Here is a 24,442-nt window from a genome sequence, read left to right on the forward strand (position 1 = left end):
CGCACTCGGGATCTCCACCCGTGGCAAGGCCGGTCAGCGGCGGAACCATCGCCGCGTCCGGCCGCGCAGCCGGGCCCGAAGCGATTCCCGTTCCGGGAGTTCGACGGCCGCCTCGGCGGCCACCGCCTGGGCGAACCGGGCATGCAACTGTTCGCGGACCTCGTCCGGAGTGTAGGCGCGGCGGCGGCGTTCGGCGCGCACCACCACCACACCGGTCGCGACCACACCGGCCGCTCCCGCCAAACCCAATACCTTCCACCACCTCATAGACCTCATAGCGCATAGGCTACTTCCATGGCAGGTGCGGATCTCGATCTCGACCGGGCTGTCGAGATCACCAGGACCGGGGATATCTGGTTGTTCCGTGGGCATTCCACGGCCGACCGGATGATCCGGATGACGACCAACAGTCCGGTCAACCACGTGGGAATGTCGGTGGTGATCGACGATCTCCCGGCGCTGATCTGGCACGCGGAACTCGGACGGTCGCTACCGGATATGTGGTCGGGCACCGCACACCGCGGCGCCCAGCTGCACAATCTGCGCGACGCGGTGATGGTCTGGGCCAACCGCTACGGTCAGCAGGCATGGCTGCGCCAGCTGGAACCGCCCGCCAGCCGGGAGATGGAGGACGGCATGCTGCGCACCGTCGCGCGCCTCGACGGCACACCCTTCCCGTCGACAGCGGCCCTGGCCGGGCGCTGGTTCCGCGGCCGTGTCCGCCTACCTCGCCGGCGCTCCCGCCCACCGGCCGCGCGCGAGGTGGAGAACGCCTACTGCGCGGAGATCGTGGCAACGACGTACCAGGCGATGGGGCTGCTACCGGATACCCGCAGCCCCGACTGGTACGATCCCGGCCGTTTCTGGAGCGGAGATCGTTTGCAGCTCAACGGCGGTCATACACTCAGCGGTGAGATCGCCGTCCACGCACCGCCCGACCCGGCGAACTGATCGCCGCCGGGAACGGCCGGCCGCACGCGGTGGTTTCCGGGCGCTAGCCGGCGGCGCGCTGATAGGCGTCCAGCACCACCCCGGGAATGCGACCGCGGTCGGGTATCTCGTGCCCGTTGCGCCGGGCCCACTCCCGCACCGTCTTCGCCGATTGCGGCCGGTCCGGCGTCAGCCCCTTCGCCCGGCGCGGCCTGCCGACTCTCCGCGCGAACGGAATCCATTTGTCCAGAGCCGCGCGGAACTCCCGCGCGTTCACCTCGGAAAGGTCGATCTCGTACAGGAGTCCGTCGACCCCGAACGACAGCGTCTCCGCTGCGGCGGATTCGCCGTCCAGATCATCGACCATCGTGACTACTACCCTGCGCGCCACACACACATCCCTTCACTCACTACACCACCGGCCGACCCGGCACGCGACACCGTACTGGCCCCACCCCGTAATACCGCCTCAGAAACGCTGAGAAACCAATGAGAAAGAGGCACTTGGACTCTCGTCCGACAACGGATACAGACAACCACACCCCGGCGCGGGCGGCCGACCTGGCCGGGAAGACGTCGACGCCGTCGTAACCGGCAGCGTTCCCAGCTCCGGCCGCGGTGGCCGCCACCTCGGAATATATCGGTCACTCCAGCCCCCGAGCGCTTCGAACGCCGCGCGCAGCGCGCGTTCCCGCGCCGTGCCCGCAGTTCCGGGGTTTCTCGACGGCCGCACGATGATCATGGCCGGGGATGCCGAACAGAAGTTCGTCGCGTATCCGATCGGCGATGCGATCAATTTCATCGCCGAACGACGCACCGGTGGTTTCCACAGCGGGGAGGCCGACTGGAATCGCGCGGTCGACCCGTCGGACTACTACTTCCGTCTCGTCGTACAACTGGAGACCTCCCGGGCCGACCTCGCGGAGCTGCTGGAGCGCTCCCTGTTCGTGGCTTCCGCGATCCGGCAGGCGGATCGGGTCCGCTACACCGCCTACCGCGTCACCTGACAGGGCACGCCTGCCTGTCGGCATCCGCCGGCAGGCGCCGCCGATCAGGTCGCGGGCCTGCTGTCGGTGTCCGGACGCGCCTGCGCTGTCAGGAATCGGAGCATGCGATCGGCGGCTTCGTCCGCGGTGTGCCCGTCCCATGCCACGGGCACCCGCCGTTCGGGAATCCGGAACAGACCCCAGTGCCGCATCCGGTAGTGGTTGGCTATCTGCCCGGTCGGCAGCGTCGCGTACACGACGAACCAACCGCCGCCGAGACAGAGTTCGCCGTCGCTGTGCCGAATACTCTTGTGGACGTCGTACCGCCCGCCACGTGCCCATTCGTTGAACACGAGTGCGTTGTACAGCATCCGGTAGTGGTACAGCTCGGCGAATGTATGGATGCCGTCGCTGGTGTTCTCGTCGGTCTCGCCGTACACGCCGCCTCCCGATGCTCACTCTGGTAACCGGACGAATACCCGGTCCGGCTACCATTCGACGCGATGCATATCGACTCGATGCTCGATTCGCTGGACGGGCTTTCGGTGGGGGACGCGCTGGGGCAGCAGTTTCCCGTCATGCGCCGGTCCGTCGCGGATCTCCGGGCAGGTGACCTTCCTACCGAGCGGCTGTGGGCGTGGACCGACGACACCGAAATGGCGTGCAGCGTGGTCGCCGAACTCCTGCGCAACGGCGCGATCGACCAGGATCGGCTCGCCGCCGCTTTCGCGCGCCGGTTCCAGCCGCACCGTGACTACGGATTCAACACGGTCGGGGTGCTGCGCCGGATCGGTGACGGTGCGCGCTGGCGGGACGTGGCCGGGGCCCTGTTCGAGAACCAGGGCTCCCGCGGCAACGGTGCGGCCATGCGGGTCGCCCCGCTGGGCGCCTGCTACGCCGGCGACCCGGAACGGGCCGTGGCCGAAGCGATCCGGTCGGCGGAGGTCACGCATATGCATCCCGAAGGGATCGCCGGTGCGGTCGCCGTCGCGCTCGCCGCCGCTCGGGCCGCCCACGCCCGGCTGAGCGGAACCCGGCCTTCGCCAACGGAATTCATCGACTCGGTCCTCCATCACCTGAGTGACAGTGAGACGAGCCGGTCGATCCGTCGTGCCCGCGCCCTGCTCGGTGCCGCCACACAGGAAGCCGCCGGCGAACTCGGCAACGGCTCCCGGGTCACCGCAGAGGACACAGTGCCGTTCACGATATGGGTCGCGGCAACACATCTCGGCGACTATCCGGCCGCCGTCGCCACCTGTATCGAAGCGGACGGGGATATCGATACCACCGGAGCCATAGTCGGCGGGATCGTCGCCGCCCACACCGGTAGCCGCCCCGGAACCGGTGTGCCGCAGTGGTGGCTCACCGCGCGGGAGCCGTTACCCGGCTGGTTCGACCCGGACCGCCGGCCGCCCCGGCCCCGCAGTTCGGCTTTCGGCCACGTGCGCCGCTGGTGGTCCGGCGTCTCCTGAAGGAACGGCGATCGCTCCCGCGCACCGGCGGCCGCCGATATGCCGCCCGACCGGCGCACCGGACCGTTCGCGACCGCGCATCGACGAACTCAGTGGATGTGGTCCTGCCAATCCGCCGGAACCCGCTCGCGCGGCCCCGGCGTGGACTGAGCGCGCGGATGTTCCCGGGGCGGTGCGAGTTCCGGCCCCGCACCGAACATCTCATCGGTCCGGTAATCCCAGAACCAGTCCTCCCCCGGCTCGAAACTCTGCACGAACGGATGCCCGGTCGCGGTGAAATGCGCGGTGGCGTGCTGGGCGGGCGACGAATCGCAGCACCCGATATGGCCGCACTGGGCACAGCGCCGCAGATGTACCCACCAGCCCTGCGCCTGTTCGCACTCGACACACCCCGGGCCGCTGGGCGGCACGGCCGGGTCGACCCCTTCGATGGCCTGAGACATCATCTACCTCCGCAGCTCGGGACTGACCGGTGACAGCGCCGAACCCGCCATGAGGCGGGGAGCGCGGGCCGGCAGCGAGGTTTTCGAGCCGTACCGGCCACGATGCGGACCCTACCGCGTCCGCCCGGCCACTCGAACCCACGCCGGCTAATTATGCGAGGTCGTGACACCGGCGGGACCCGGGTGGGCGATTCGCACGGCTACGGCACCGGCGCGGCCGTGTTCCGTTTCGCCGGAGCACGGCCGGGTACGCGCCCGGCGAGCGCCGGCACCGGCGGAGGAAGGAGAGCATATGGCGGGCCTGTCAGCCGAGAGTCGCGACCAGGTCCTTGCAGGCCTGCTCGCAGCGGCGGCACGCTTCGGCGCACACCTCACAGTGCTCGTGGGAGCCGGCGTGCCGGAGACACTGTGCCCGGCACGCCCGGCACGCGGCAGCGCAGGCCTCGAGCAGCGGTCGGGTCGGCTCGGTGCGCCCGCCCGTGTGCCGGGTGAGAACGCGCCCGGTGGTCTCGCAGATCTCGGCGCAGTCGAGATTGGTGCGGATGCAGGTCACCAGATCGGCGACCGAAGATTCGCTCAGGCAGGAATCCGCGCACGCGGTGCAGACCTGCGCGCACGAATGACATTCCTCGATACATCGGATCAGGGCGGTGCGGTCCAACCCGTCCAGATCGCGCGGGTAGAGGTCCAGCATCTCGGCCGCGTGTGTCATGGTCGGCTCCTCGCTCGGTCGACGAAAGGTCATCGGCGTCCTACCCAGAGCCGAGGGCGATATACGCGCGCGCACAGACCGGCCATGGTTGTCCGGGATCGGCGTTCCGGACCGCGCGGTCAAGCGTGCAGGGCCTCCGATGGTGGGCGTCCGTAGTGGCGGCGGTAGGCGGCGGCGAAACGACCCGGATGGGTGAACCCCCACCGGTAAGCGATGGTGGCGACGGTCTGCCCGTCCCCGGGCACCGCCGCACGCAGATCGTCGTGGGCGCCGGCCAGACGCAACCTTCGCAGATACCGCAGTGGTGTGGTGTCGAGGTGGCGCCGGAAGGCCAGCTGCAATGCCCGCGGTGTCACGAAGGCCGCCGCCGCGACCCCGGCGATCGTCACATCCTCGTGCAGGTGGGATTCCAGGTAGGCCACGGCACGGCGCACCGTCTCCGGGTGCGCGTCGCGGCGGTCGGCGGCGGCGGGTTCGGTCACCGCTGTGTTGGGCATGGTCGCGAGGACGGTCGCGGCCAGATAATCGGCGCCGGTCGCCGCCAGCAGTGGACTCTCCGCGGTGGCGGGGTCGGCGGCCACCCGTTGCAGATGGGTGATCACCGCGCTGAGCTGGCGGTTCGCCGAGAGGCTCACCGGCCGGTGCCCGCTGAGCCGGACCGGCCCAGCCGGGCCGTCGGTGGCCGCGAGACGGTCCAGCAGCTCCGGTTCGAACATCGTGATGTCGTAGCGAGCGGAACGGACCACCCCGGAATACGGCAGGTCGTGCGGGGTGAGCAGACCCGAATCACCGGGCACGAAGGTATCTCGGCCCGTATCGCGGTAGTTCTCCTCGACCGTCCCGGAGTGCACGGTGACCAGGCAGACCTTGTTCAGGGGTCGGCGTCGTAGGCCATATCGAACCCCAGGTAGAGCCGGTCCAGACTCACCGGGCCGAAAACGTCGCGGCGGATACGGGTACGCACCCCCTGTGGGCTGTCGTTGCTGATCTGCATATGGGTATAGGCATCGTTGAGGAATTCCTCGGTCGCCCCCAGGTCCTCGCTGTCGAATGCCAGACTCTGCATGATCAGCCTCTCCAGTCGGATCCAACCCACCACCACACTGTCGGATATGTGGAAAGGAAGTCGTTCGCTCTACGACACCATGGGTGCTCACCCGGAGCAACCGGACGCGAACGGTGTGGTCCGCACGACCCCGCGGAGCCGCTGCGCGGCGGCTCCCGGGAGAAGCGGCGTCACAGTGCGCACGACGTCGAGCCGGGCCAGTCCGGCCACGCCCCTCGAGCGCGCATCGTCCCGGGCGGGTGCCCGGGCTCCTCGATTATCCGTGACCGGGGTGTTCCGGGCCCGCCGTGCCCATACCGAACCGGTCACAGTCCTGAAAACGAAGCTTCAACCCCAGAACGCGTACACAAAGCGAAGAGGCCGCGCCATCCGTGGTTGCGCCCACCCGAACGCGGTAGCCCGGGTCTGTCACCCTCCCACGGCGCCGTCCAGGCGGGGGGCGACGGAAAGCGAGGTTCTCGATGACGACTGTGGCCGCATACGACTCCCCCACCACAGCACGCCGCGCCAGCCGCGGTACCGACAGCTACGACGGGATCGAACCGCTGTTGGAGCAGCTCGCGACGATGGACGCCGACAACCCCGGGCGCCCGGCGTTGCGGGAGGAGGTCATGCGCCGATGCCTGCCGCTGGCCGATCACATCGCCCGCCGGTTCACCGGCCGCGGCGAGAACTACGAAGACCTGCATCAAATCGCCTCCCTCGGGCTCGTACTGGCCGTCGACCGCTACGACGCCACCCGGGGATCCAGCTTCGTGGCCTACGCCGTCCCCACGATCATGGGTGAGGTCCGCCGCCATTTCCGCGATCACACCTGGGCGGTCCGCGTCCCACGGCGGATCAAGGAAACCCAGCTCGCCCTCGGCCCCACCATCGAACGCCTCGGCCAGCAACTCGGCCGCACACCGACCGCGCTCGATATCGCCGTGGAGATGAACCTCGATCTGAACGAGGTCACCCAGGCGTTGCTGGCCGGGAATGCCTACCGCACCGATTCGCTGGACGCCTCGGCCGAGCAGAACGACAGCAGCGGGATCTCGGCGAAGAGCACCGATACCCTCGGCGACGACGATCCCTCCTACGAAGTCACCGAGAACGCACTCACCATCGCGCCCCTGCTGCAGGAGTTGCCCGCGCGGGACCAGCGGGTGCTGCACATGCGGTTCTTCGAGAACCGCACGCAGGCCCAGATCGCCACCGAACTGAATGTGTCGCAGATGCAGATCTCCCGCATCCTGACCCGTACGCTGGCGACTCTGCGCGAACGCGCCCTGCGCGATTGACCATGCGCGGTGACTGATGCCCATCCGAGCGCGGGACACGTGAGTCGATCGGCGATCGGGCGAGGTACAGAGCGCACTCGCCTGACGCGCGAGGATCGATCACCGGCCAGGCGGTCACCACGGGCAACACTCCGGTCAGCTGTCGGGTGGGTCGATCATGCCCGGAACCAGCCAGGGCCGGTACAGCCCCGGAGCGGAGTGGACCGGGTCCACCCGACGGGTAACGGCCGACCCCTGCGCATAGCGGCGCCGCCGTAGCACCGTGCCCCGGCAATAGCTGTCGTCCGCCGGTTCCGCGTACCGGTCCGCACTACTGCTCATGGTCGCCATGTCCTCCCCCACTCGCCGGCCCGGCGGCCACCGGACGGGTGCCGCCATTGAGAACAACCTCGATCCCGCTACCGCGACGGACCGTGTTGTAGATGGGGCAGGTGGCCACGAAGTTGTCCACCAGCGCCCACCCGTCCGGATCGCCGGCCCCTTCGATACCGATCTCCAGCAGCGTGCGGCGGTAGTAGGTCGGGTCGTCCTCGTGCCGGGTGTGCGATGCCGTGGCGGTCACCCGTACACCGGCGAATCCTGTTTCGGCGGCGCGGTTCTCGATATTGGCGAGAGCACACGAGGCCAATGCGGCGAGCAATAGTTCGCCGGCGTGGATCGCTTCGCCCTCGGCCGGCCGGGAATCGCTGACCAGGTGATTCGCCCGCGCCGAGACGATGAACCGGCCCGGCGCGGCGATCTCGGCCGCCACCACCACCTCACCGCGTACCGCGTCTGTCACTCCGCACCACCCGCACGAGCGACCCATTCACCGCGAGCCGGCCGGTCGAGCCCGAGGTTCTCGCGCAGCGTCGCACCCTCGTACTCGGTCCGGAAGAGTCCGCGCTTCTGCAACTCCGGCACGACCTGCCGGGTGAAGGTCTCGAACCCGCCGGGCTGATACGGCACCTGCAGGGTGAAACCGTCGGCGGCGCCGTCCTCGAACCAATCCTGTAGCCCGTCGGCGACGTCGGCGGCGGTGCCGATGAAATTCCCTTCGGTCCGGCCGCCGTACTGCTTACCCAGCTGGCGCAATGTCAGACCATCGCGTTCGGTGATCTCCCGCACCTCGTGGTAGTGGCCTTCCACGCCCGGAACCTCCACCTCGGGCAGACGTTCGTCCAGTGGGAAGGTGGAGAGGTCGATATCGAGGTGGTAGGCGAGGGTCGACAGACCGCCCAGCGGCGGAACCAGTTCGAAGATCTCCTCGGCCAGCTCCTCGGCCCGTGCGGAGGTCGGCCCGACGATCGGCGTGATGGACGGCAGGATCTTGATGCTGTCGGGGTCGCGCCCGAAAGTCGCCGCCCGCTCCTTGATCTCGGTGTAGAAGGACTGCGCGGACTCTTTGGAGGCGTGGCTGCAGAAGATCACATCGGACCAGTGCGCGGCGAAATCCTTGCCCTTGGAGGAGGCACCCGCTTGGATGAACACGGGATAGCCCTGCGGCGGACGCGGCACGTTCAGCGGGCCCTGTACGGCGAAGTACTGCCCCTGGTGATCGATACGGTGCACTCGGTCCGGGTCGGCGAACAGCGGCGCCTGCTCGTCCAGGACCAGCGCGTCGTCTTCCCAGCTGTCCCAGAGTTTCGCTGCCACCTGGAGGAATTCGTCGGCACGCTCGTATCGGGTCGAGCGGTCGAACTGCGCGTCGAGATTGAAGTTGCGGGCTTCGGATTCCTGGAACGAGGTCACGATATTCCAGGCGGAGCGGCCCGCGGTGAGGTGATCGAGGCTGGCGAAAGTTCGCGCGACACTGAACGGCTGGGCGTAGCTGGTCGAAACTGTCGCCGCGATACCGAGATGGCGCGTCACCGCGGCCATCGATGCCATCACCGGCAGCGGGTCCACCCGCAGCGAGCCCAGCGCGCCGTAGCGCAGCTGTGAATCGGTGCTGTCGCCGAAACGGTCCGGCACCGAGAGGATATCGGGGAAGAACGCCAGGTCGAACCGGCCGTCCTCCAGGGTCCGCGCGATGTTGTGATAGTAGGACGCGTCCAGCCAGCCGGGGACCGATCCCGGATAACGCCAGCCGCCCGGCCGGCCCGGCCCCGCGGTGACGAATGCGGCGAGGCGCATTTTCTTGCTCATCGAATGGTCTCCCGGTATCTATCGATCACTATGTGGACAGTTCGGCGCGCACGGCATCGGCGACCGGCGCGAACCGGGTGTCGGCGAACCAGCCGCGCACATCGACGGCCTCCGGGTACACGCCCAGCTCGTGGAAGTTGTCCGCCAGATCCTGTGTGCCGGCGACGGCTTCCTGATCGATGACGCCGAAATCACCCGCACCCGAGTACGAGAGCCGTTTCTGCTGGACCAGGTCGTAGTAGACGTCCTTTTCCAGGGTGGAATCACCGAACCCGCCCAGCGCCGCGAATTCCGCGACGGCGGTCTCGGGATTCGCCTCGATCCAGCGCTGCGCGTCCCGCACATTGCGCACCAGGGTCGCCACTTCGCGCGGACGCTCGAACGCGAACTGTTCGGAGGCCACGAAGAAGGCGTAATCGTAGGTGCGCACGCCGGGCAGCACATCGGCGTCGTGCTTGCGCCGGGCCAGTTCGATAGTGGGCTGCCAGTTGATCCAGGCGTCCACATGCCGTTGCGCGAAAGCGGCTTCCGCGTCCGCGGCGGTGAGGTTGACGTACTCGATATCGTCGATCGTCAGCCCGGCGGTCTCCAGATATTTGACGAGACTGTAGGTCCCGGTGGTGCCCTGATGGTCGGCGACCTTGCGACCCGCGAGATCTGCCGCGGACTTGATATCGGACCCCTTCGGCACCAGGATGTCGACCTCGTTCGCGGGCAGCGGGTAGGCGACCAGCGGCACCACCGGCACGCCGCCACCGATCGCGTAGATGATCGCCGTCGCGGTCGCGAAGGAGAACTCGATACTTCCCGCCTTGATCGCCTCCATCACCGGAAGCGATGCGGCGAATCCGGTGGGGAACGACACCGGCAGCCCCACCTCGGCACTCACATCGAAGCCGCCGAGCCGATGCGACAGGATCGTGCCCGGTTCGGCCTTGCCGTCGCCGATCAGCGCGTAGCGGATCTCGGTGAGTTCCGCCGGCGCCGAGTTTCCGGGCCCGCAGGCCGATAGCGCCGCGGCCCCGGCCACGCCCAGCGCGCCGAGACCGGTGGCCTTCAGAAATCCGCGCCTGTTCAGCGATAACGGCCTGCTCATACTGTTGTGCCTTTCCGGGATTGCCGCGCCAGTCGGTCGGCGGCGAGTAGATCGTCCAGCAAGCGCTGTTCGAGATCGGCGAGCTCGGCATCGCCACGGCTGCGTGGCCGCGGTTGCGCGACGACGAGGTCGGTGGTGATGCCCTCCGGTGTCAGCAGCAGCACCCGGTCGGCCAGCATCAGCGCTTCTTCCACATCGTGGGTGACCAGCACGACGGTCCGCGGTTCCCGCGCCAGCAGCGCTTCGACGAGTTCGTGCATGTTCACCCGGGTGATGGCGTCCAGGGCACCGAACGGCTCGTCCAGCAGCAGGATGTCCGGGTGGTGCAGCAGCGCCCGGGCCAGCGCGACGCGTTGGCGCTGTCCGCCGGAGAGCTCCGCGGGCCAGTCTTTCTCGCGCCCCGCCAGTCCCACCTGTTCGAGCAACTCGCGCGCTGTGTCGTCCCGGCGCCGGGTCGCCAGCGTGACATTGCCGAGCACCGACTTCCAGGGCAGCAGCCGGTCCTCCTGGAACATCATCCGGGCTGAATACGTGGCGGCTCCGACCGTGCTGAGGGTCCCTTCGGTGGGCGCTTCCAGCTGCGCCATGAGCCGGAGCAGACTCGATTTCCCGACTCCGCTCGGACCGACGATCGCGACGAACTGCCCCGGTTCGACCGCCAGGTCCAGATGGCGCAGCACCCAGGTGTCGCGATACCGGATGCCCACATCACGCAATGCGAGACCGACTGGGTCTTTCGTCCGACCGCTCACGACCGCACCTTCCGCATTGTCGGGTTCCACCGCAGTGCGCGGCGCTCGATGAGCCGGGTGATCTGATCGGCGAGCAGACCGGCGAGTGCGTAGAGCACGATGGCCAGCACGATCCGGTCGGTGCGCAACATCTCCCGGCCGTTCTGCGCCAGGTAACCGATCCCCTCACGGGTCGCGATGGTCTCGGCGACAACGAGGGTGAGCCACGCCACACCCAGCGCGTACCGGATACCGGTGAGAATCATCGGCATCGCGCCCGGCACGACGATATGGCGGATCAACCCCCATCGGGTGAGCCCGTAGGAGCTGCCCAGCTGGATCAGTTTCTCGTCGACGGTTCGAATACCGCTGACCGTGTTGAGGTAGACCGGGAAGATCACCCCGAGCGTGACCAGCACGATGCGCGGTGTCTCACCGATCCCGAACGCCGCGATGAGCAGCGGGACCAGGGCCAGATGCGGAAGCGCCCGCACCATCTGCAGGCTCCGGTCGAAAACCCCTTCCGCAAGCCGGGACAGCCCCACCGCGAAGCCGAAGGCCAGGCCGATCGCCGCGCCGATACCGAACCCGATCGCCACCCGGCGCAGGCTGACCAGAATGTGGTCCGGTAGTTCACCGCTGCGCCACAGCGTGCCGGCGGTATCGAGCACGACCGACGGCGCGGGCAGGATCGCCGGTGAGATGATCCCGGTGTTCGAACTCCACTGCCAAGCCCCGACGATCAGCACCGGCACCACCCACGGCAGCAGCGCCCGCGGATACCCGCCGAGTTTTCCGCTCGGGGTCCAGCGGCGCGCCGGCCCCGCGGCCACCGATCCGGTCATCGGCGGGCTTCGTTCACTTGCGGATACATAACTCTCCTGTCCTGCTTTTCCAGGCACGGTAGGGCTTGCGTACGCAAGTGTCGCCATTTGTATACAGTTGCGTTCAGAACTCTGTTCTTCGCGCTGTGACTGTGGTATCGGTGAACGATCGCGTTCCCGCTCCGAGGAGATATCCCCTTATGCCCGAATCCCGCGGTTCATCGGATTCGCCGTATCGACAGCTGCGCGCCCGTATCGTCGGCGGCGACTACCCGCCGGGCACCCTGCTGGTCCCCGCGAACGTCGGGGCCGACCTGGGTGTATCTCGCACTCCTGTGCGCGAAGCCATGATGCGACTGGAAATCGAAGGTCTCATGACGAAGGAATCACGCGGTTTCGTCGTCCGGATGCGCACGCCAGAGGAAATACTCGATATCTGCGAGGCCCGAATAGCCCTGGAGGCCACCGTCGCCCGCAGCGCGGCCGCCCGCCGCACAGATTTCGATCTGGCCAAATTGCAGCACCTGCTGGAATCCACCCGGGGACTCAACGGCCAGGAGCGCCTCGACCGGCACGCGCAATGGCATGTCGCGCTACGTCATGCCGCGCACAACACCACGGCCCTCGAGCTGATGGCCCTCCTCGACGCCCGGCTGCGGGTCTACGACGGCGCGGTCTCACGCACCCGGGACAACCTGGATCTCATCGAGCAGGAGCACACCCAGATCTTCGAGGCGATCCGCGACCGCGACCCCGAACGCGCCGCGAAAACCATGGAGACCCATCAGTCCCGCACGCGTGACCTGCGTCTCGCCGAGATGACCCACCGCCGGTAGCCGAGACGGGAGCACACCCGAGCCCGGCCACGCCGCACCGCACTACATTCCGGATCTACGCAGATGTGCCGTTCAGATCATCGAGCGGTGGATACCCTGCGGTTCGCCGCCCAGCTGGGTCAACGCCGAGGCGTGGAAGATCGAACCGGGGACATGGATCGCATGCGCCAGCCCGGCGTGCGCGTCCCGGAAGAAGCGCTGCATGGGAAAGCGGTAGTGCAGCGCACCGCCGCCGGCCCTGGCGAAGATCTCGTCGACCGCGCGAACCGCCCGCCACGCCGCCGCCGTCTGGGTGCGCCGGCCGATCGCGCGTTCCTCGAAGCTCACCTCCCGGCCCTTTTCCGTACTGTCCCAGAACCGGTCCACGTTCTCGAGCAGCGCCGCCCGCGAAGCGGCGATCTCGGCGGCCGCCTCGCCGATGGAGAAGAGGACGTACGGGTCCTCTTTGACGGGGATCCCGGTTACCGCGACCCGCTCCCGCTGCGCCGCGATATGACAGGCCAGCGCTCCCTCGGCGATACCGATCACCGCGGAGGTGATACCGAGGGGAAACATGCAGGAGAACGGCATCCGGTAGAGGGTTTCGGTGCGACCGGCCCGCCGTACGGCGGTACCGTCCATCACATCCGCCGCGGACAGCGTCCGATACTCGGGAATGAAGACGTTCTCGACGATCAAGTCCTTGGAACCGGTGCCGCGCAGTCCGATCACATCCCAGGAGTCCGCGACGATCTCGTAGTCCGACCGCGGCAGGATCACATGCAGGGAGTTCGGTGGCAGCACCGGTTTACCGGCGGCATCGCCGACCAGCGCCCCGAGGAAAGCCCACTGACAGTGGTCGGTGCCCGAGGAGAACGACCATCGGCCGTTGAGCAGATAACCACCGTCCACGGGAGTCGCCACACCCATCGGCGCATAGGGCGAGGCGACCCAGGTGTCCGGATCGGCGCCCCAGATCTCCTCCTGCACACGCGGGTCGGCGAAGGCGAGCTCCCACGGGTGGACGCCGACGATACCGGTGACCCAGCCCGCCGCCCCGTCCATCGCGGCGATGGCCATCGTGGTCTCCGCGAATTCACGTGGGTGGCATTCCAGTCCACCGTGCGCCTTCGGTTGCAGCATCCGTATCGCACCGGATTCCCGCAGTCGCCGTACGGACGTGGCGGACAGGCGCATGAGCTTGTCGCCTTCGGCTCCCTCGGCACGGAGCTCGTCCGCGTACTGCTCGATCCGGTCCAGTACCTGGCCCATGGCTACAACTTTCTGTTCGATCGCGTGCGGCGGAACCGGCGATGCGCGCGGCGTCGCGGATTCGCGGCGTACTCGCGCGTCCCCGGTCGCCGGTCACCCGGTCGTTTCGCCGAGGCTGCCAGGACGTTCGGCGTTCGAACACCGCGCCTTCCGATCAGTGAGACCCGAGATCCGGAAATTCACGACCACATGGGGTATCGGGCCGGTTCGCTCGCTCAATGGGTTCCGAGAGCCTGGAGCCGTCCGGCCCCCGCATTGTCCGCCGACCGGTCGGCTGGTCCGGCGAACAGGGTGCGCGATACCTCACGGGCCGTGTTCACCACCAGCGGTGCGACGCGGTCGAGCCGCGCGGATTTCGCATCGCCGCACAGCGAGACAGCGGCGACCGGACCGCTGTGCCCGCGCACCGCCGCGCCGACGCAGGCCACGCCGGGTACCGATTCGCTGTCGTCGAAGGCGAGTCCGCCGCGCAACCGGATCCGGCTGAGCTCGTGGTGCAGGATCGTGCGTTCGGCGATCGTATTACCGGTACGGCGGACCAGAGAAGGACGGTAGAGGCGGTCGACCGCCTCCGGCTCGAGGCCTGCCAGAATCGACTTTCCCCCGGCTGTGGAGTAGGCCGGGGCGCAGCCGCCCACCCGGGAGGGCAGCTGAGCGGCGAACCGCCCGCCCACTTTGTCGAGATACCGGCTGTCGCCACCGTCGAGCACAGTCAGGTGCACGACCATTCCGGTTCGCAGGTGCAGTTCGTGCAGCAGCGGTGCCGCCGCCGCCCGGATCCGATCATGTCCGTCACCACCACCGAGGCCGAGCGCGCGACGGCCGAGCGCGTAGCCGAAAGATGTGTGCTCGATCCAGCTCGACTCGGTCAGCTGGTGCAGGATGCGGTAGACGGTGGATCGGGGCAGTTGCGCGCGCCGGGCGACTTCCTCGAGGGACAACCGCGTCGCACGACTGTCGAACGCATCCAGGATCCGGGTCATCCGCTCGACCATGGACGGCGGCAGCTCCGGCCTCCGGTCCTGCTCGGCGGTGCCGGACCCCGAATCAATGATGGTCATCAACATCTCCAAATGAGCTGTTCAGAAGCCTTTCATAGGCAAAAACTGAAATTGATTCTCGCATCACAGTAACACCCACCGACCGCAGCGGAGCGGAATCGGCGAGTAATCCGAGATCGCAGCCCATCACCCGGAGCCGGTATGTACCACCCCCGCACGGATCGTTCTGGTACCGGTCAGGACCAGCGCGCCTGTCCCCCGTCGAGCGGTATGGTCGCGCCGGTCAGATAGCCGGTATCCGGCCTCACCAGGAACGCGACCGCGCGACCGATATCGTCGGCACAGTCGCCGATCCGCCCGAGTGTGATGGTGGCGACGAACTCGGCCGCTTCCTCGGGATTGTGCTCGGTCCACCATTTCAACCCGGGCGAGAGGGCATGCGGGGCGACCGCGTTCACCCGGATGTGCTGTGGCACCGCGGGTGATACGGCACCGCGGTCACCGACCGCCGGCACCCGTCCGGCACACCTTCCCGACGGGCCCACCACCCGCGGCGCCGCAACGCCAACCGCGAAGGCGGGAGCGGTCGTGGGCGCGGTCTCGCTCAGTGGCAACGTCGGCCGGGCTTTCCGGCACGCCATGAGAGGTTGCCAGCAGCTGGGCACCGTGAACGAGAGAGGCGCCACCATGACGACACCGGCAGACGCAGCGCGGCGGCTGAACGAAGTCATCACCCGATTGACCGGCCCCGGGGGCCGTTTCGAGATAGGACCGGAAGAGGTCCTCGGCGCCACCCTCCCCGTGATGCGCAACCGCGGCCGGACACTGGGCGATCTGGTGGCGGCCTCGCGGGCCTGGAAGGACCGCGACTATCTGGTGACGGCCGACCGTCGCATATCCTACGAACAGCATCTGGACGCCGTCGCCGCCCTCGCGACCGCATTGCGCGACGAGTACGGGGTGGGCCGGGGCGACCGGGTGGCGGTGCTGGCGGCCAACTGTCCCGAATGGGTGATCGCGTTCTGGGCGACCCAGTGCCTGGGCGCCGTCGGTGTCGGCCTCAACAGCTGGTGGATGCCCCCGGAGATCGAATACGGGCTCGGGCACTGCCGACCGACGGTGCTGATCGTCGATGCCGAACGTGCGGCCCTGCTGGCCGATATCGATACCGCGGGGATCCCGGTACTCACCGTCGAAGAAGACCTACCGCGGCTCATCGCGGCCCACTCCGGCGCCGAACTGCCCCGGGCCGATATCGACGAGGACGATCCGGCGGTCATCCTCTACACCAGCGGAACCAGCGGCCGGCCCAAGGGCGCGCTGCATTCGCAGCGCAATCTGCTGGCCGTCGTCGACTACCACCGTTTCTCCGACGCGCTCGCGGCCGGGTTCGCCGGGCGCACCTACACCGATACCGAGCCGAGTCCCCTTCGCTACCTGCTGACCTCGCCACTGTTCCATATCGCCAGCCTGCACAACCTGGTCGTGCCGCGGCTCGCGACGGGGAGCACGGTGGTGATGTACCAGGGCGCGTTCGCCGCGGATCCGGTGCTGCGGCTGATCGAACGGGAGCGGGTCACGAACTGGGGTGCGGTCCCGACCATGGCGTCGCGACTGCTCGAGCACGACGATATCGACAACTACGATCTCTCGTCCCTGACCGCGTTCGCCCTCGCGTCGGCTCCGTCGTCGATCGCGCTCAAGGACCGGCTGCGGCGACGGTTCCCGTTCGCCCGCGACGCGCTGGTCGACAGCTACGGTCTCACCGAATGCAGCACCGCGATCGCGGTCGCTACGACAGCCGATCTCGAACAGTACCCCGGCACCCTCGGCCGGCCGATCCTCACCGTGTCCGTGGAGATCCGTGACCCGTTCGGCGAACGTGTACCGGACGGTACCGAGGGCGAAGTATGTGTGCGGAGCCCGTTCGTCATGCTCGGGTACTGGGAGGACGAGGTGTCGACCGCCGCCTCGATCACCGCCGACCGCTGGTTGCGCACCGGCGATTTCGGCGTCCTCGAGGACGGCCGGCTCCGGCTGACGGGCCGCCGCTCGGATCTGATCCTGCGCGGCGGCGAGAACGTCTACCCCACCGAGATCGAACAGTGTCTCGACGAACATCCCGGCGTAGCGGAGTGCGCCGTCGTCGGCGTCCCGCATCACGATCTCGGGCAGGAGGTAGCGGCGATCGTCGTCGCACGACCCGGCGCGGTCGTCGACGCGGACCAACTTCACGAGTACGCCGCGACGCGCCTGTCGTATTTCAAAGTGCCGACCCGCTGGCGGATCATTACCGAACCCCTGCCGCGCAACGCGACCGGAAAGGTGGTCCGGCGCGGTCTCACCGCCTGACATGGGCGCGGCCCGCCGCGGCGGGCCGCGCAGTCACCACCGCGGCAGGGCCGCGCCACCGGCGCCACCGCCGCAAGTCGCACCACCGCGAACCTCGTGATCGGCGGCAAGTCACGCAACCGGCGAACGGCCATGAGCCGCACCACCGGGAGCACTGCGACGAGTCGCGACCGGTCCGACCGAATCCCTCCGCGTCACACCACCGCGAACGACTCCGGCCATTCCGCGAGCAACAGATCGCAGGACACCCGCAGATCGGCTTCGGCGTCCGCGATGGTGATGCGTCCGTTGAGGCAGGACTGGATTATGCCGAAAACCGAGTGGATCAGTACTCGCAGCAGCCGGGCGTCCCGTTCGGTGATCTGCTCGATACCGGCGGCATCGTAGAGCAGTTGCCGGAAATTACGGTCCACCCCCGCGGTGTCCGGAACAGCGGATGCCTTGGCCGTGCTGTTCGACTGGATCATCGCCGTCGCCAGTAGCGGCCGCCGCAACAAACCCCGGACCACCTGGAGCAACGTGTCGTGGACCGAGTCCTTCGCACTCTGCTCCGGCTGCGCGTGCCGGGCGTATTTCGCGCTCATCCGATCGATCTGATCGAGCATGACCGCTACGAAGAGGTGGGTTTTGGACGGGAAGTAGCGGTACAGGGTGGCGACAGCGACACCCGCGAGTTTCGCCACCTCGTGCATCTGGACCCGTTCGAGCTCCTTGTCGGTGGCCAGCGTGACGGCGGCGGCGAGTATCCGGACCACCCGCGCATGCTGCTCGCTGGAACTCGGTGCCGCGGCATCGCGTGTCTCGGCGATCCTCGGCATATCTCCCCTTTCTCGTCCCACCACCCTCGGCAATCGTGTCGATAGTGGCGGCCGGTCGAGACGAACAGCAGAACCTCGTCGTGGAGTGGGACTGCCCGCCTGCAGGGTCGACGCTACCGATCCGGCTCTGCCGCCCGGAGGTTGCGGTCTCGCCCAGTGAGAGTGCCGGCCGCGGCGCCGGCCCGGCGCCCCTACCGTGAGCGACGCCGACCGCGCGCAGGTCGCGGCCGATCCCACCGTCGTGCGCGGTCGCGCGCATCCGAGGAGGACAACGATGTCGCAGGATTTCCAGGGCCGGGTCGCACTGGTGACCGGTGCCGCGCGCGGTCAAGGGCGCGCGCACGCGGTCGCGTTCGCCGAGCGCGGAGCCGATATCGTCCTCTGCGATCGCTGCGAAGACAGTGCGGCCCTAGACTATTCGCTCGGTACGCGATCCGAGCTCGCGCATACCGAGGAACTGGTCACCGCACTCGGGCGGCGATGTGTGAGCGGGCAGGCCGATACCTCCGACAGAGCCGCGATGGACGAGTTGGTACGGCGTGCCGAGAACGAACTCGGATCGGTGGATATCGCGGTCGCCAACGCGGGCGTGACCGGGGTGTCGCCGATCGGTGAACACACCTCCGAACTCTGGCACGAAGTGATAGGCAGCAACCTCACCGGGGTTTTCAATACGCTGGCCGCTGTCACCCCGGGCATGATCGCCCGGAAGTACGGCCGGATCATCACCACCTCGTCGATGATGGGGCGCGGCGCGAGCCCGGCGATGGCCGCGTACGTGGCCTCGAAATGGGGTGTCATCGGCCTGACCAAATCTCTGGCGATGGAGCTCGCCGCACACCACATCACGGTGAACTCCGTCGCACCGGGCAATATCGCCACGCCCATGGTGCAGAACGACGCCATGTATCGCAGGTTCCGGCCCGACCTCACCGATCCCACCTGGGAGGACATCGCGCCGACCCTCGCCGGGCTGACCCATCTGCAGCCCGTAGCGGCCCTCGACCCGGAGGAGGTCTCCCGGGTCGTCCTCTTCCTGGCCGCCGAGGCGAGCGCCCATCTGACCGGGATGGTATTCCCGATCGACGCCGGAGCCGGCGCGAAGAACAACGCCTGAACCCGGTTCCGGGCGCGCGGTCGACCGCGCTACGGCGGCACGCTTTCTCGGGGATCGCTTTCGGCGCCGCGCGGCGGGCGAACCTCGACGGGACGATATCCACGCTTCCTCGGCCGTCGTCACACGGTGCGTGACGATACGACACGCGGCTATGCCGACTCCGGCCGGGCGCGTACCGATCATCCCCACCCTGGCGCTCTTCGACTTGGGCGCGGGCGATCCCGCCGCGCGGCCCACCGCCCGATCCGGCTATCTCGCGGCCCGGGCGGCCGGTGGGCAGCAGCTTCTCGTGGGTCGCGTCGGTGCGGGCACCGGTGCCTACACCTCGCAGTGGCGTGGGCCGGAACTGCGGCGTCCCGGCGGTCTCGGCTATGCCGAGCGGCGACTGGGCGATCTGGTGGTCGGTGCGCTGTGCGCGGTCAATGCCTTCGGCGATATCGACTTGGGAACAACGGATATCTCCCTGGACGCGGTCGCCCGGCTCGACGGCGGGTTCGACTTCGTCCACTCGCGCGACCACACCACCATCGGGGTCGTCCTCACCAACGCCCGGCTGGACAAAGCAGGCTGTCGCGTCGTCGCCCAGGGCGCCCACGACGGCCTGTCCCGGGCACTGACACCACCGCATACCCGCTTCGACGGGGACGGTTTCATCGCCGCCGCCACCGGCGGTGTGGACGCGCATGTCGACACGGTGCGACTGATGGCGCCGGCCGCTGTCGTCGACGCGATCCGGTCGGTCGCTGCGCGGTGAGAAGATCTCCGCTGAGCAGGTCGGCGAGATCGACAAGCCGACACCGCGGGACGATATCCGCGATCGGGTGAGCGGACGAGAGCTCAGCGACCGAACACGGTGTTCAGCAGATCCGCCGCGATCCGGTGCATCGGTACCACCACCCGCCGGTGCGCGAATGCGATCGGCCGTACGACGATGAAGTCCCAGCATGTCCCGAGCGCACGCAGGACCGGACGCAGCACCGTCCGGTAGACGAACGCACACGGCACCACAATGAGCACCCGGACCGCGGCGGTCGCCCCGCGCCAGCCGTAGGAGACGATCGCCACGACCAACAGCCCGCACGGCCGCAGCACCCACCGCCACACCTGGCGCAGCGGCCACTCCACACACCACCGCCACAACCACTCGACGATTACTGCGATCGCACCGAGCACCGGCCGCAGGAGCCGGCGCCACAGCAGGACGAGCGCCGGTCGCAGCAGTCGCCGCCACAGCCACCGCTCGACCGCGTGCCGCAGCGGCCGCAGCAGCCAGTCCATCAGCAGCGCACCCAGCGGTGTCAGCACGAGGCCCCACAGCACGTGCTGTAGCGCCCACCCCCACAGCACATCCTTCACGAACAGCCACAGCGGCCGTACCAGCCGATACCAGAGAAACCGGCCCACCGGCTCCACCAATCGTTCCAGTACGTAGACGCACGCCGTCACGACCGCCCGGCCGCACAACTTCACCGCTTCCCAGAGCAACCGCACCGGTACCAGCAGCAGCACCGCGAGCCCCCGCGCCACCCATTCGCCGATCGTGACCCGTCTACGCGGTTCCTGTGGATCTGTCGAAGACATCGAATCCTCCTCCCGCCGGAATCATCGCACTTCGCTGAGCCGCGCGTATACGTAGTTCCCCGGTCGGCAGGCCGAGTAGAAATACCTGGTGTATCCGGTCAGGCCACCTGGCTCGGCATAGTGCGACCCGCGGCTGCGGAACCGCTCGCCGACCCGGCGATCGCCCGCCTCGAACAGTGTGAGGCCGAGGGGTTGTGTTCTGCTCTGCTCCCCGCGCACCCTCGCCGACGCTGTGCTCACCACAGCGCTGCGGCAACCCGGGTCCGGGTAGCGCCCTACTACGACCGCCACAAGAAGACATCCGCCCCCGGACCCACTACGGGCTGAGCGCGTGTCCCCACTTCACCGCACCTCGTCGGCGGGCACGCCGACCGAACCCGGAACGGCGACTGTGGCGGCGATCCCCACGATCTCCGCCCGTCCCGCCGGCACTCGCACTCCGCTCAGCCGCGCAGCGCCGATCCGTCGCCCTGCCGGTCCAGCCGTTCGGCGGCGAGATCGCCCGGCGCCGGTCCGGCAGCGCCCGGTCCCGCCGGACCGGCGAACAACCAGCCTGCCGACCGGCCGGCCAGGCCCTTGCCGCTACCGCCGGCAACAACGGGTTGCTGGTCACCGGCCCCGCCGGACGGCACGCCGGCGCGGGCCCCTGGTTCACCGGCTCCGCACCCGGACCAGCGTGCGTGGCGCCGCGGCGGCTATATGGTTGGACAACACCATCAGCACCAGCACCGCGAAACCGGCGGCAGCCGTCGTGTAAACCATCATGGGGACCTCCTCGTATCGCTTCGAGGTCCACCCTGCCCGGCGAACCTGGCAATACCCTGTGCGCCGCTCGGTAATGCCGTGTGTACTCAGCCACGCTCCGGAATCCCTTCGCTGCTGCCGAAGCTCGCTTCTTCCGGGCCGACCAGACCGAGCAGGGTCAGCGGGCGCGGCATGACCGCGTTGGTCAGATACGTCACGGTTATCGCCCAGCGGTTGATCCCGCGCGGAAGTGCGTAGATGTGATACGCGCGGGTCACCACTTTGGCCGGGAACCCGGACAGACGCACCCCCATCGGATCGGCGACGGCGAAACCGGGCCCCAGGTCTACGACCAGCCCCATGTCTCGGTGTTTGTACGCCGCCTGTGTGCCGATCCCGAGACCCGCGGCCACATTGCGGGCCAGGATCTTGCCCTGGCGCGTCGCATGCTGCGCGGTCGGCGGGGTGATCGTTCCCGGTTTCGTCAGATCCGGGACCGCGGCCGCGTCACCGGCGGCGAAGACGTCCGGGTGGCCGGGCACCTGTAGGTGAACATCCACGGTGAGCCGCCCGCGTTCCATCGGCAGTCCGAGCGTGCCGAGGACCGGCGCTCCGGTCACGCCGGTCACCCACGCCACGGTGTAGGTCGCCACAGTCGTGTCGTCGGTGAGCACGACATGATCTCCGGCGAGCTCCTTCAGCGATGTCCCGAGCCGGATATCGATACCCCGGTCGCGCAGGACAGCGAGCACTTTGTCACTGAGCTTCTCCCCCACCTCCGGCATCACGCGGTCGGCCGTATCGAGCAACACGAACCTGATCTCGGCGGGATCGAAGCCGCGCCGTTTCGCGTAGGTGTCGGCGAGTGCCCGCAACTGGGCGGTCAGCTCGGTACCGGCGTAGGAGGCGCCGACGACGACCACGGTCCGACGGGCCCGCCGCAGGTCCCGGTCCCCTTCGTGATCGGCGAGCTCGAGTTGCCGCAGCAGCTGCTCACGCAGGTACAACGCCTCGGCAACGGTTTTCAGGCCACGTCCGTGTTCGGCCAGGCCGGGCACATCGAAGAGCCGGGTCACCGATCCCGGGGTGAGTACGAGACGATCCCAGAACAGCGTGCGCGGGGTGTGGTGCTCGCTGGTAACAGTGATCGTCCTACCGTCCAGGTCGATGGATTCGACCGTTGCCACGACCAACCGGACCCGCGGCAGCGCATCCACCAGCGAGACAGCGACGAAGCGGGGGTCGATGAGCCCGCCCGCCACGTCCGGCAGCAGCGGCGTGTAGAGCATGTAATCGTTGGGCGTGACGAGTACGACCTCGATATCGCGGTCCTGTTTCGCCAGAACTCGGCACAGTTCACGGGCGCAGGTGAAACCGGCGAACCCGCTTCCCACGATCACCACCCGCTGCGGACCGGTGGTGCGGTCTGTGTGGTCCTCGACGTCCGGCACGGCCACCTCCTCCTTCGTATCGGCTCACTGCGCGATTCCCGCGAGATCGCAGCCGAAACCTCGGGGGTCACCGCGCATTGCGCCGCGGCCGGACTCGCCCCGGGACAGTGCATCTCGGTGGTGGCACGGCTGGACGACGCACCCGCCGGTTGCGGCAGTACAGCCTCGTCGGCCCGCCGGAGGACGGCCGTCTGGTCTTCGCGGTGAAACGGGCCGAAGGCCGGCCCGCGAGCCCGGTCGGCGAAGTGTCGACGGGGCGGAACTCCCCTGCTACTGCGTCCGCAGCAGCATGTGCAGCGCGGCGGCGGCTTCGAACAGGGCCGCGCAGCGAGTATCGATACCGGTGTCCCGCTCGGCCAGAGCTCGGGTGATCTCGTCCGATCGCCCGACATCGCGCAGCCTGGGGATCAGCTTCCGCAATGACTCGATACCGTAACCGGCGAGGCGGAGTTGATGGACCAGCCGCGCGGCCCGGACATCGCCGGGCGTGTACCGACGGGCCGACTGCCCAGCGCGATGCGGTACGACCAATCCCTCCGCGTCCCAGTGCCGCAGCGCCGAAGCCCGGATCCCGAGGACTCGGGCCAGTTCGGAAATGCTCATGTCATCCGCCGGACGGGTATCGCCGACAGGTTCGTCGGCGATGGCCCGGGCCGCCTCGCGCGCGAACTCGACATCCCGGCGTTCCCGGTCCAGCCGGGCGTGCGCCCCGTTCAACAGCTCGAACAACCGGGACGGGCCCCTTTCCCGCGCCTCGCGCAGAATCCGCTTGGCCTCCACCGGGCCGGTACCCGCCGCCAGCGCGCGGTAAGCGCGCACCGACCACAGATGAGCTACGCCGTATACCCGGTAACCGCTGGGCGTACGCGGCACGGGAGGCAGGATGCCGTCGCGCTCGAGATTACGCACCTGCTGTACCGAGTAGCCGGTACCGCGGGCGATATCGGCGGTCCGCAATACCACCCGGTTGCGACTTTCCGCCGCTTGAACAGGCCAGTACTCGCCACAAGTCTCCACAAGCACTTCAATGTAATGCTCGAAGCCATGAACATCGACGAGATCACGGAATTCCTCGGCGCCCTCGACGGCGTGCTGATCCTGCGACCCGGCCCCGGCGACGGCACCCCCGAGATCGCGTGGGGCGATAAATTCTTCTACTACGCCCCCGACGGCGAGATCCCGGCCAACACCCAGCCCTTCGCCACGGTCGTCACCAAGAACTACCCCGACGACGAGCGGTCCCGGCTCGACCGATCCGGCGTCTTCCGGGTGAACATCCAGGTCGGTACGGAGTTGTTCACCACATGGACCGGCCGCGCTCCCCGCGATCCGGAGCCCACCGATACGGACCCGAGTGTGACCGATACCGTGATCGCCCACCCGGTGTACGGGAAACTCGGCTGGCTGGCCGTGGTGGCGCCGGGTCCACGGACCACGGAGACCATCCGGGAGCTCCTGCGGGTCGCCTACGACCGGGCATGCTCCCGCACGCGGCGCCGCACCGAGAGCCGTTAGCCCATAGATGTACCGGGTGACCCGGCCGCCGCGCGGCAGCACTGCGGCCGGGGCCGATCCCGTATTCGTTCGACGCGGGAGAACATGAACCGACCGGTTCACCGCG

Annotated in this window: 28 protein-coding genes and 2 pseudogenes; 9 read left to right on the forward strand and 21 right to left on the reverse strand. The window is 68.3% G+C overall.

The annotated features are described in order from the left end of the window. Window positions 1-33 precede the first annotated feature (33 nt). Window positions 34-276 (reverse strand): hypothetical protein, encoded by a 243-nt coding sequence (locus IEY68_RS26120; protein ID WP_058856360.1) that lies wholly within the window; start codon window positions 274-276, stop codon window positions 34-36. Between the two features lie 18 nt (window positions 277-294). Here IEY68_RS26120 and IEY68_RS26125 point away from each other — a divergent pair, with 18 nt between their 5' ends. Next, a complete protein-coding gene (locus IEY68_RS26125; protein ID WP_058856359.1) occupies window positions 295-951 on the forward strand; it encodes a hypothetical protein in 657 nt (218 codons plus the stop codon). A 43-nt stretch (window positions 952-994) separates the two neighbouring features. On the opposite strand, the gene IEY68_RS26130 is transcribed toward IEY68_RS26125, so the two are convergent. Further along, window positions 995-1,321, reverse strand: a complete 327-nt coding sequence (locus IEY68_RS26130) for a histone-like nucleoid-structuring protein Lsr2 (RefSeq protein ID WP_058856465.1) — start codon at window positions 1,319-1,321, stop codon at window positions 995-997. Window positions 1,322-1,628: 307 nt separating this feature from the next. Here IEY68_RS26130 and IEY68_RS26135 point away from each other — a divergent pair, with 307 nt between their 5' ends. Further along, complete coding sequence (locus IEY68_RS26135; protein WP_058856358.1) at window positions 1,629-1,937, forward strand: DUF3237 family protein; 309 nt, start codon at window positions 1,629-1,631, stop codon at window positions 1,935-1,937. A gap of 44 nt (window positions 1,938-1,981) precedes the next feature. Here the strand turns inward: IEY68_RS26135 and IEY68_RS26140 are convergent, their stop codons facing one another. Beyond that, window positions 1,982-2,356, reverse strand: coding sequence for a WDGH domain-containing protein (locus IEY68_RS26140; RefSeq protein WP_058856357.1), 375 nt, complete (start codon window positions 2,354-2,356; stop codon window positions 1,982-1,984). Between the two features lie 63 nt (window positions 2,357-2,419). Here IEY68_RS26140 and IEY68_RS26145 point away from each other — a divergent pair, with 63 nt between their 5' ends. Then, window positions 2,420-3,388, forward strand: coding sequence for an ADP-ribosylglycohydrolase family protein (locus tag IEY68_RS26145; RefSeq protein ID WP_229718998.1), 969 nt, complete (start codon window positions 2,420-2,422; stop codon window positions 3,386-3,388). A gap of 89 nt (window positions 3,389-3,477) precedes the next feature. Here the strand turns inward: IEY68_RS26145 and IEY68_RS26150 are convergent, their stop codons facing one another. The 4 genes from IEY68_RS26150 to IEY68_RS36445 form a co-directional block, all read right to left on the reverse strand. Then, complete coding sequence (locus IEY68_RS26150) at window positions 3,478-3,831, reverse strand: UBP-type zinc finger domain-containing protein (protein ID WP_058856464.1); 354 nt, start codon at window positions 3,829-3,831, stop codon at window positions 3,478-3,480. A gap of 304 nt (window positions 3,832-4,135) precedes the next feature. Then, window positions 4,136-4,543 carry a four-helix bundle copper-binding protein gene (locus IEY68_RS26155; protein WP_058856356.1) on the reverse strand — a complete coding sequence of 136 codons (408 nt, stop codon included), beginning with the start codon at window positions 4,541-4,543 and terminating at the stop codon, window positions 4,136-4,138. Window positions 4,544-4,662: 119 nt separating this feature from the next. After that, window positions 4,663-5,394 (reverse strand): helix-turn-helix transcriptional regulator, encoded by a 732-nt coding sequence (locus IEY68_RS26160; RefSeq protein ID WP_229718999.1) that lies wholly within the window; start codon window positions 5,392-5,394, stop codon window positions 4,663-4,665. A 20-nt stretch (window positions 5,395-5,414) separates the two neighbouring features. Continuing rightward, entirely contained in the window at window positions 5,415-5,639 is a 225-nt protein-coding gene (locus IEY68_RS36445; protein ID WP_229719000.1) for a hypothetical protein, read from the reverse strand. Between the two features lie 431 nt (window positions 5,640-6,070). Here IEY68_RS36445 and IEY68_RS26165 point away from each other — a divergent pair, with 431 nt between their 5' ends. Beyond that, window positions 6,071-6,892: a SigB/SigF/SigG family RNA polymerase sigma factor gene (locus IEY68_RS26165; RefSeq protein WP_058856355.1), complete on the forward strand. Its 822-nt coding sequence runs from the start codon at window positions 6,071-6,073 to the stop codon at window positions 6,890-6,892. Window positions 6,893-7,027: 135 nt separating this feature from the next. Here IEY68_RS26165 and IEY68_RS26170 read toward each other — a convergent pair whose 3' ends face one another. From IEY68_RS26170 to IEY68_RS26195, 6 genes are read right to left on the reverse strand one after another with little or no spacing between them, the layout of a single operon-like run. Then, complete coding sequence (locus IEY68_RS26170; RefSeq protein ID WP_156426345.1) at window positions 7,028-7,213, reverse strand: hypothetical protein; 186 nt, start codon at window positions 7,211-7,213, stop codon at window positions 7,028-7,030. After that, complete coding sequence (locus IEY68_RS26175) at window positions 7,203-7,673, reverse strand: OsmC family protein (RefSeq protein WP_063916409.1); 471 nt, start codon at window positions 7,671-7,673, stop codon at window positions 7,203-7,205. Before IEY68_RS26175 ends, IEY68_RS26170 begins: the two co-directional genes overlap by 11 nt. Next, on the reverse strand, window positions 7,670-9,019 hold the full coding sequence (locus IEY68_RS26180) for an LLM class flavin-dependent oxidoreductase (protein ID WP_058856354.1): 1,350 nt from the start codon (window positions 9,017-9,019) through the stop codon (window positions 7,670-7,672). The genes IEY68_RS26175 and IEY68_RS26180 overlap by 4 nt, the downstream gene beginning before the upstream one ends. 28 nt (window positions 9,020-9,047) lie before the next feature. Next, on the reverse strand, window positions 9,048-10,115 hold the full coding sequence (locus IEY68_RS26185) for an NrtA/SsuA/CpmA family ABC transporter substrate-binding protein (RefSeq protein WP_058856353.1): 1,068 nt from the start codon (window positions 10,113-10,115) through the stop codon (window positions 9,048-9,050). Continuing rightward, window positions 10,112-10,867, reverse strand: coding sequence for an ABC transporter ATP-binding protein (locus IEY68_RS26190; RefSeq protein WP_058856463.1), 756 nt, complete (start codon window positions 10,865-10,867; stop codon window positions 10,112-10,114). Before IEY68_RS26190 ends, IEY68_RS26185 begins: the two co-directional genes overlap by 4 nt. After that, on the reverse strand, window positions 10,864-11,691 hold the full coding sequence (locus IEY68_RS26195) for an ABC transporter permease subunit (protein ID WP_082681573.1): 828 nt from the start codon (window positions 11,689-11,691) through the stop codon (window positions 10,864-10,866). Before IEY68_RS26195 ends, IEY68_RS26190 begins: the two co-directional genes overlap by 4 nt. A gap of 179 nt (window positions 11,692-11,870) precedes the next feature. Between IEY68_RS26195 and IEY68_RS26200 the strand changes: the two genes are divergently transcribed. Then, window positions 11,871-12,506: a GntR family transcriptional regulator gene (locus IEY68_RS26200; protein WP_058856352.1), complete on the forward strand. Its 636-nt coding sequence runs from the start codon at window positions 11,871-11,873 to the stop codon at window positions 12,504-12,506. Window positions 12,507-12,578: 72 nt separating this feature from the next. Here IEY68_RS26200 and IEY68_RS26205 read toward each other — a convergent pair whose 3' ends face one another. The 3 genes and pseudogenes from IEY68_RS26205 to IEY68_RS26215 form a co-directional block, all read right to left on the reverse strand. Further along, window positions 12,579-13,757, reverse strand: a complete 1,179-nt coding sequence (locus IEY68_RS26205) for an acyl-CoA dehydrogenase family protein (RefSeq protein WP_058856351.1) — start codon at window positions 13,755-13,757, stop codon at window positions 12,579-12,581. A 154-nt stretch (window positions 13,758-13,911) separates the two neighbouring features. Continuing rightward, window positions 13,912-14,818, reverse strand: a pseudogene (locus IEY68_RS26210) (IclR family transcriptional regulator). A 176-nt stretch (window positions 14,819-14,994) separates the two neighbouring features. Next, window positions 14,995-15,222: pseudogene (locus tag IEY68_RS26215) on the reverse strand (SDR family oxidoreductase); the annotation flags it as partial. Window positions 15,223-15,445: 223 nt separating this feature from the next. On the opposite strand from IEY68_RS26215, the gene casG reads away from it, so the two are divergent. After that, window positions 15,446-17,110, forward strand: a complete 1,665-nt coding sequence (gene casG / locus IEY68_RS26220; protein WP_058856349.1) for a steroid-24-oyl-CoA synthetase — start codon at window positions 15,446-15,448, stop codon at window positions 17,108-17,110. A 194-nt stretch (window positions 17,111-17,304) separates the two neighbouring features. Here the strand turns inward: casG and IEY68_RS26225 are convergent, their stop codons facing one another. Then, window positions 17,305-17,928, reverse strand: coding sequence for a TetR/AcrR family transcriptional regulator (locus tag IEY68_RS26225; RefSeq protein WP_058856348.1), 624 nt, complete (start codon window positions 17,926-17,928; stop codon window positions 17,305-17,307). Window positions 17,929-18,202: 274 nt separating this feature from the next. Here IEY68_RS26225 and IEY68_RS26230 point away from each other — a divergent pair, with 274 nt between their 5' ends. Continuing rightward, window positions 18,203-19,045 (forward strand): mycofactocin-coupled SDR family oxidoreductase, encoded by an 843-nt coding sequence (locus IEY68_RS26230; RefSeq protein WP_058856461.1) that lies wholly within the window; start codon window positions 18,203-18,205, stop codon window positions 19,043-19,045. A 97-nt stretch (window positions 19,046-19,142) separates the two neighbouring features. Next, window positions 19,143-19,799 (forward strand): P1 family peptidase, encoded by a 657-nt coding sequence (locus IEY68_RS26235; RefSeq protein ID WP_267886597.1) that lies wholly within the window; start codon window positions 19,143-19,145, stop codon window positions 19,797-19,799. Between the two features lie 83 nt (window positions 19,800-19,882). On the opposite strand, the gene IEY68_RS26240 is transcribed toward IEY68_RS26235, so the two are convergent. The 4 genes from IEY68_RS26240 to IEY68_RS26255 form a co-directional block, all read right to left on the reverse strand. Further along, on the reverse strand, window positions 19,883-20,626 hold the full coding sequence (locus IEY68_RS26240; protein WP_058856347.1) for a hypothetical protein: 744 nt from the start codon (window positions 20,624-20,626) through the stop codon (window positions 19,883-19,885). Between the two features lie 443 nt (window positions 20,627-21,069). Further along, complete coding sequence (locus IEY68_RS26245) at window positions 21,070-21,258, reverse strand: hypothetical protein (protein ID WP_058856346.1); 189 nt, start codon at window positions 21,256-21,258, stop codon at window positions 21,070-21,072. A gap of 219 nt (window positions 21,259-21,477) precedes the next feature. After that, entirely contained in the window at window positions 21,478-22,821 is a 1,344-nt protein-coding gene (locus IEY68_RS26250; protein ID WP_229719004.1) for an NAD(P)/FAD-dependent oxidoreductase, read from the reverse strand. A 270-nt stretch (window positions 22,822-23,091) separates the two neighbouring features. Then, entirely contained in the window at window positions 23,092-23,784 is a 693-nt protein-coding gene (locus IEY68_RS26255; RefSeq protein ID WP_229719005.1) for a MerR family transcriptional regulator, read from the reverse strand. A gap of 81 nt (window positions 23,785-23,865) precedes the next feature. Between IEY68_RS26255 and IEY68_RS26260 the strand changes: the two genes are divergently transcribed. Beyond that, window positions 23,866-24,336 carry a DUF6194 family protein gene (locus tag IEY68_RS26260; protein WP_058856345.1) on the forward strand — a complete coding sequence of 157 codons (471 nt, stop codon included), beginning with the start codon at window positions 23,866-23,868 and terminating at the stop codon, window positions 24,334-24,336. The last annotated feature ends 106 nt before the right edge of the window (window positions 24,337-24,442 follow it).

The sequence above is a fragment of the Nocardia jinanensis genome (genome assembly GCF_014645735.1).
GTDB classification, from domain to species: domain Bacteria; phylum Actinomycetota; class Actinomycetes; order Mycobacteriales; family Mycobacteriaceae; genus Nocardia; species Nocardia jinanensis.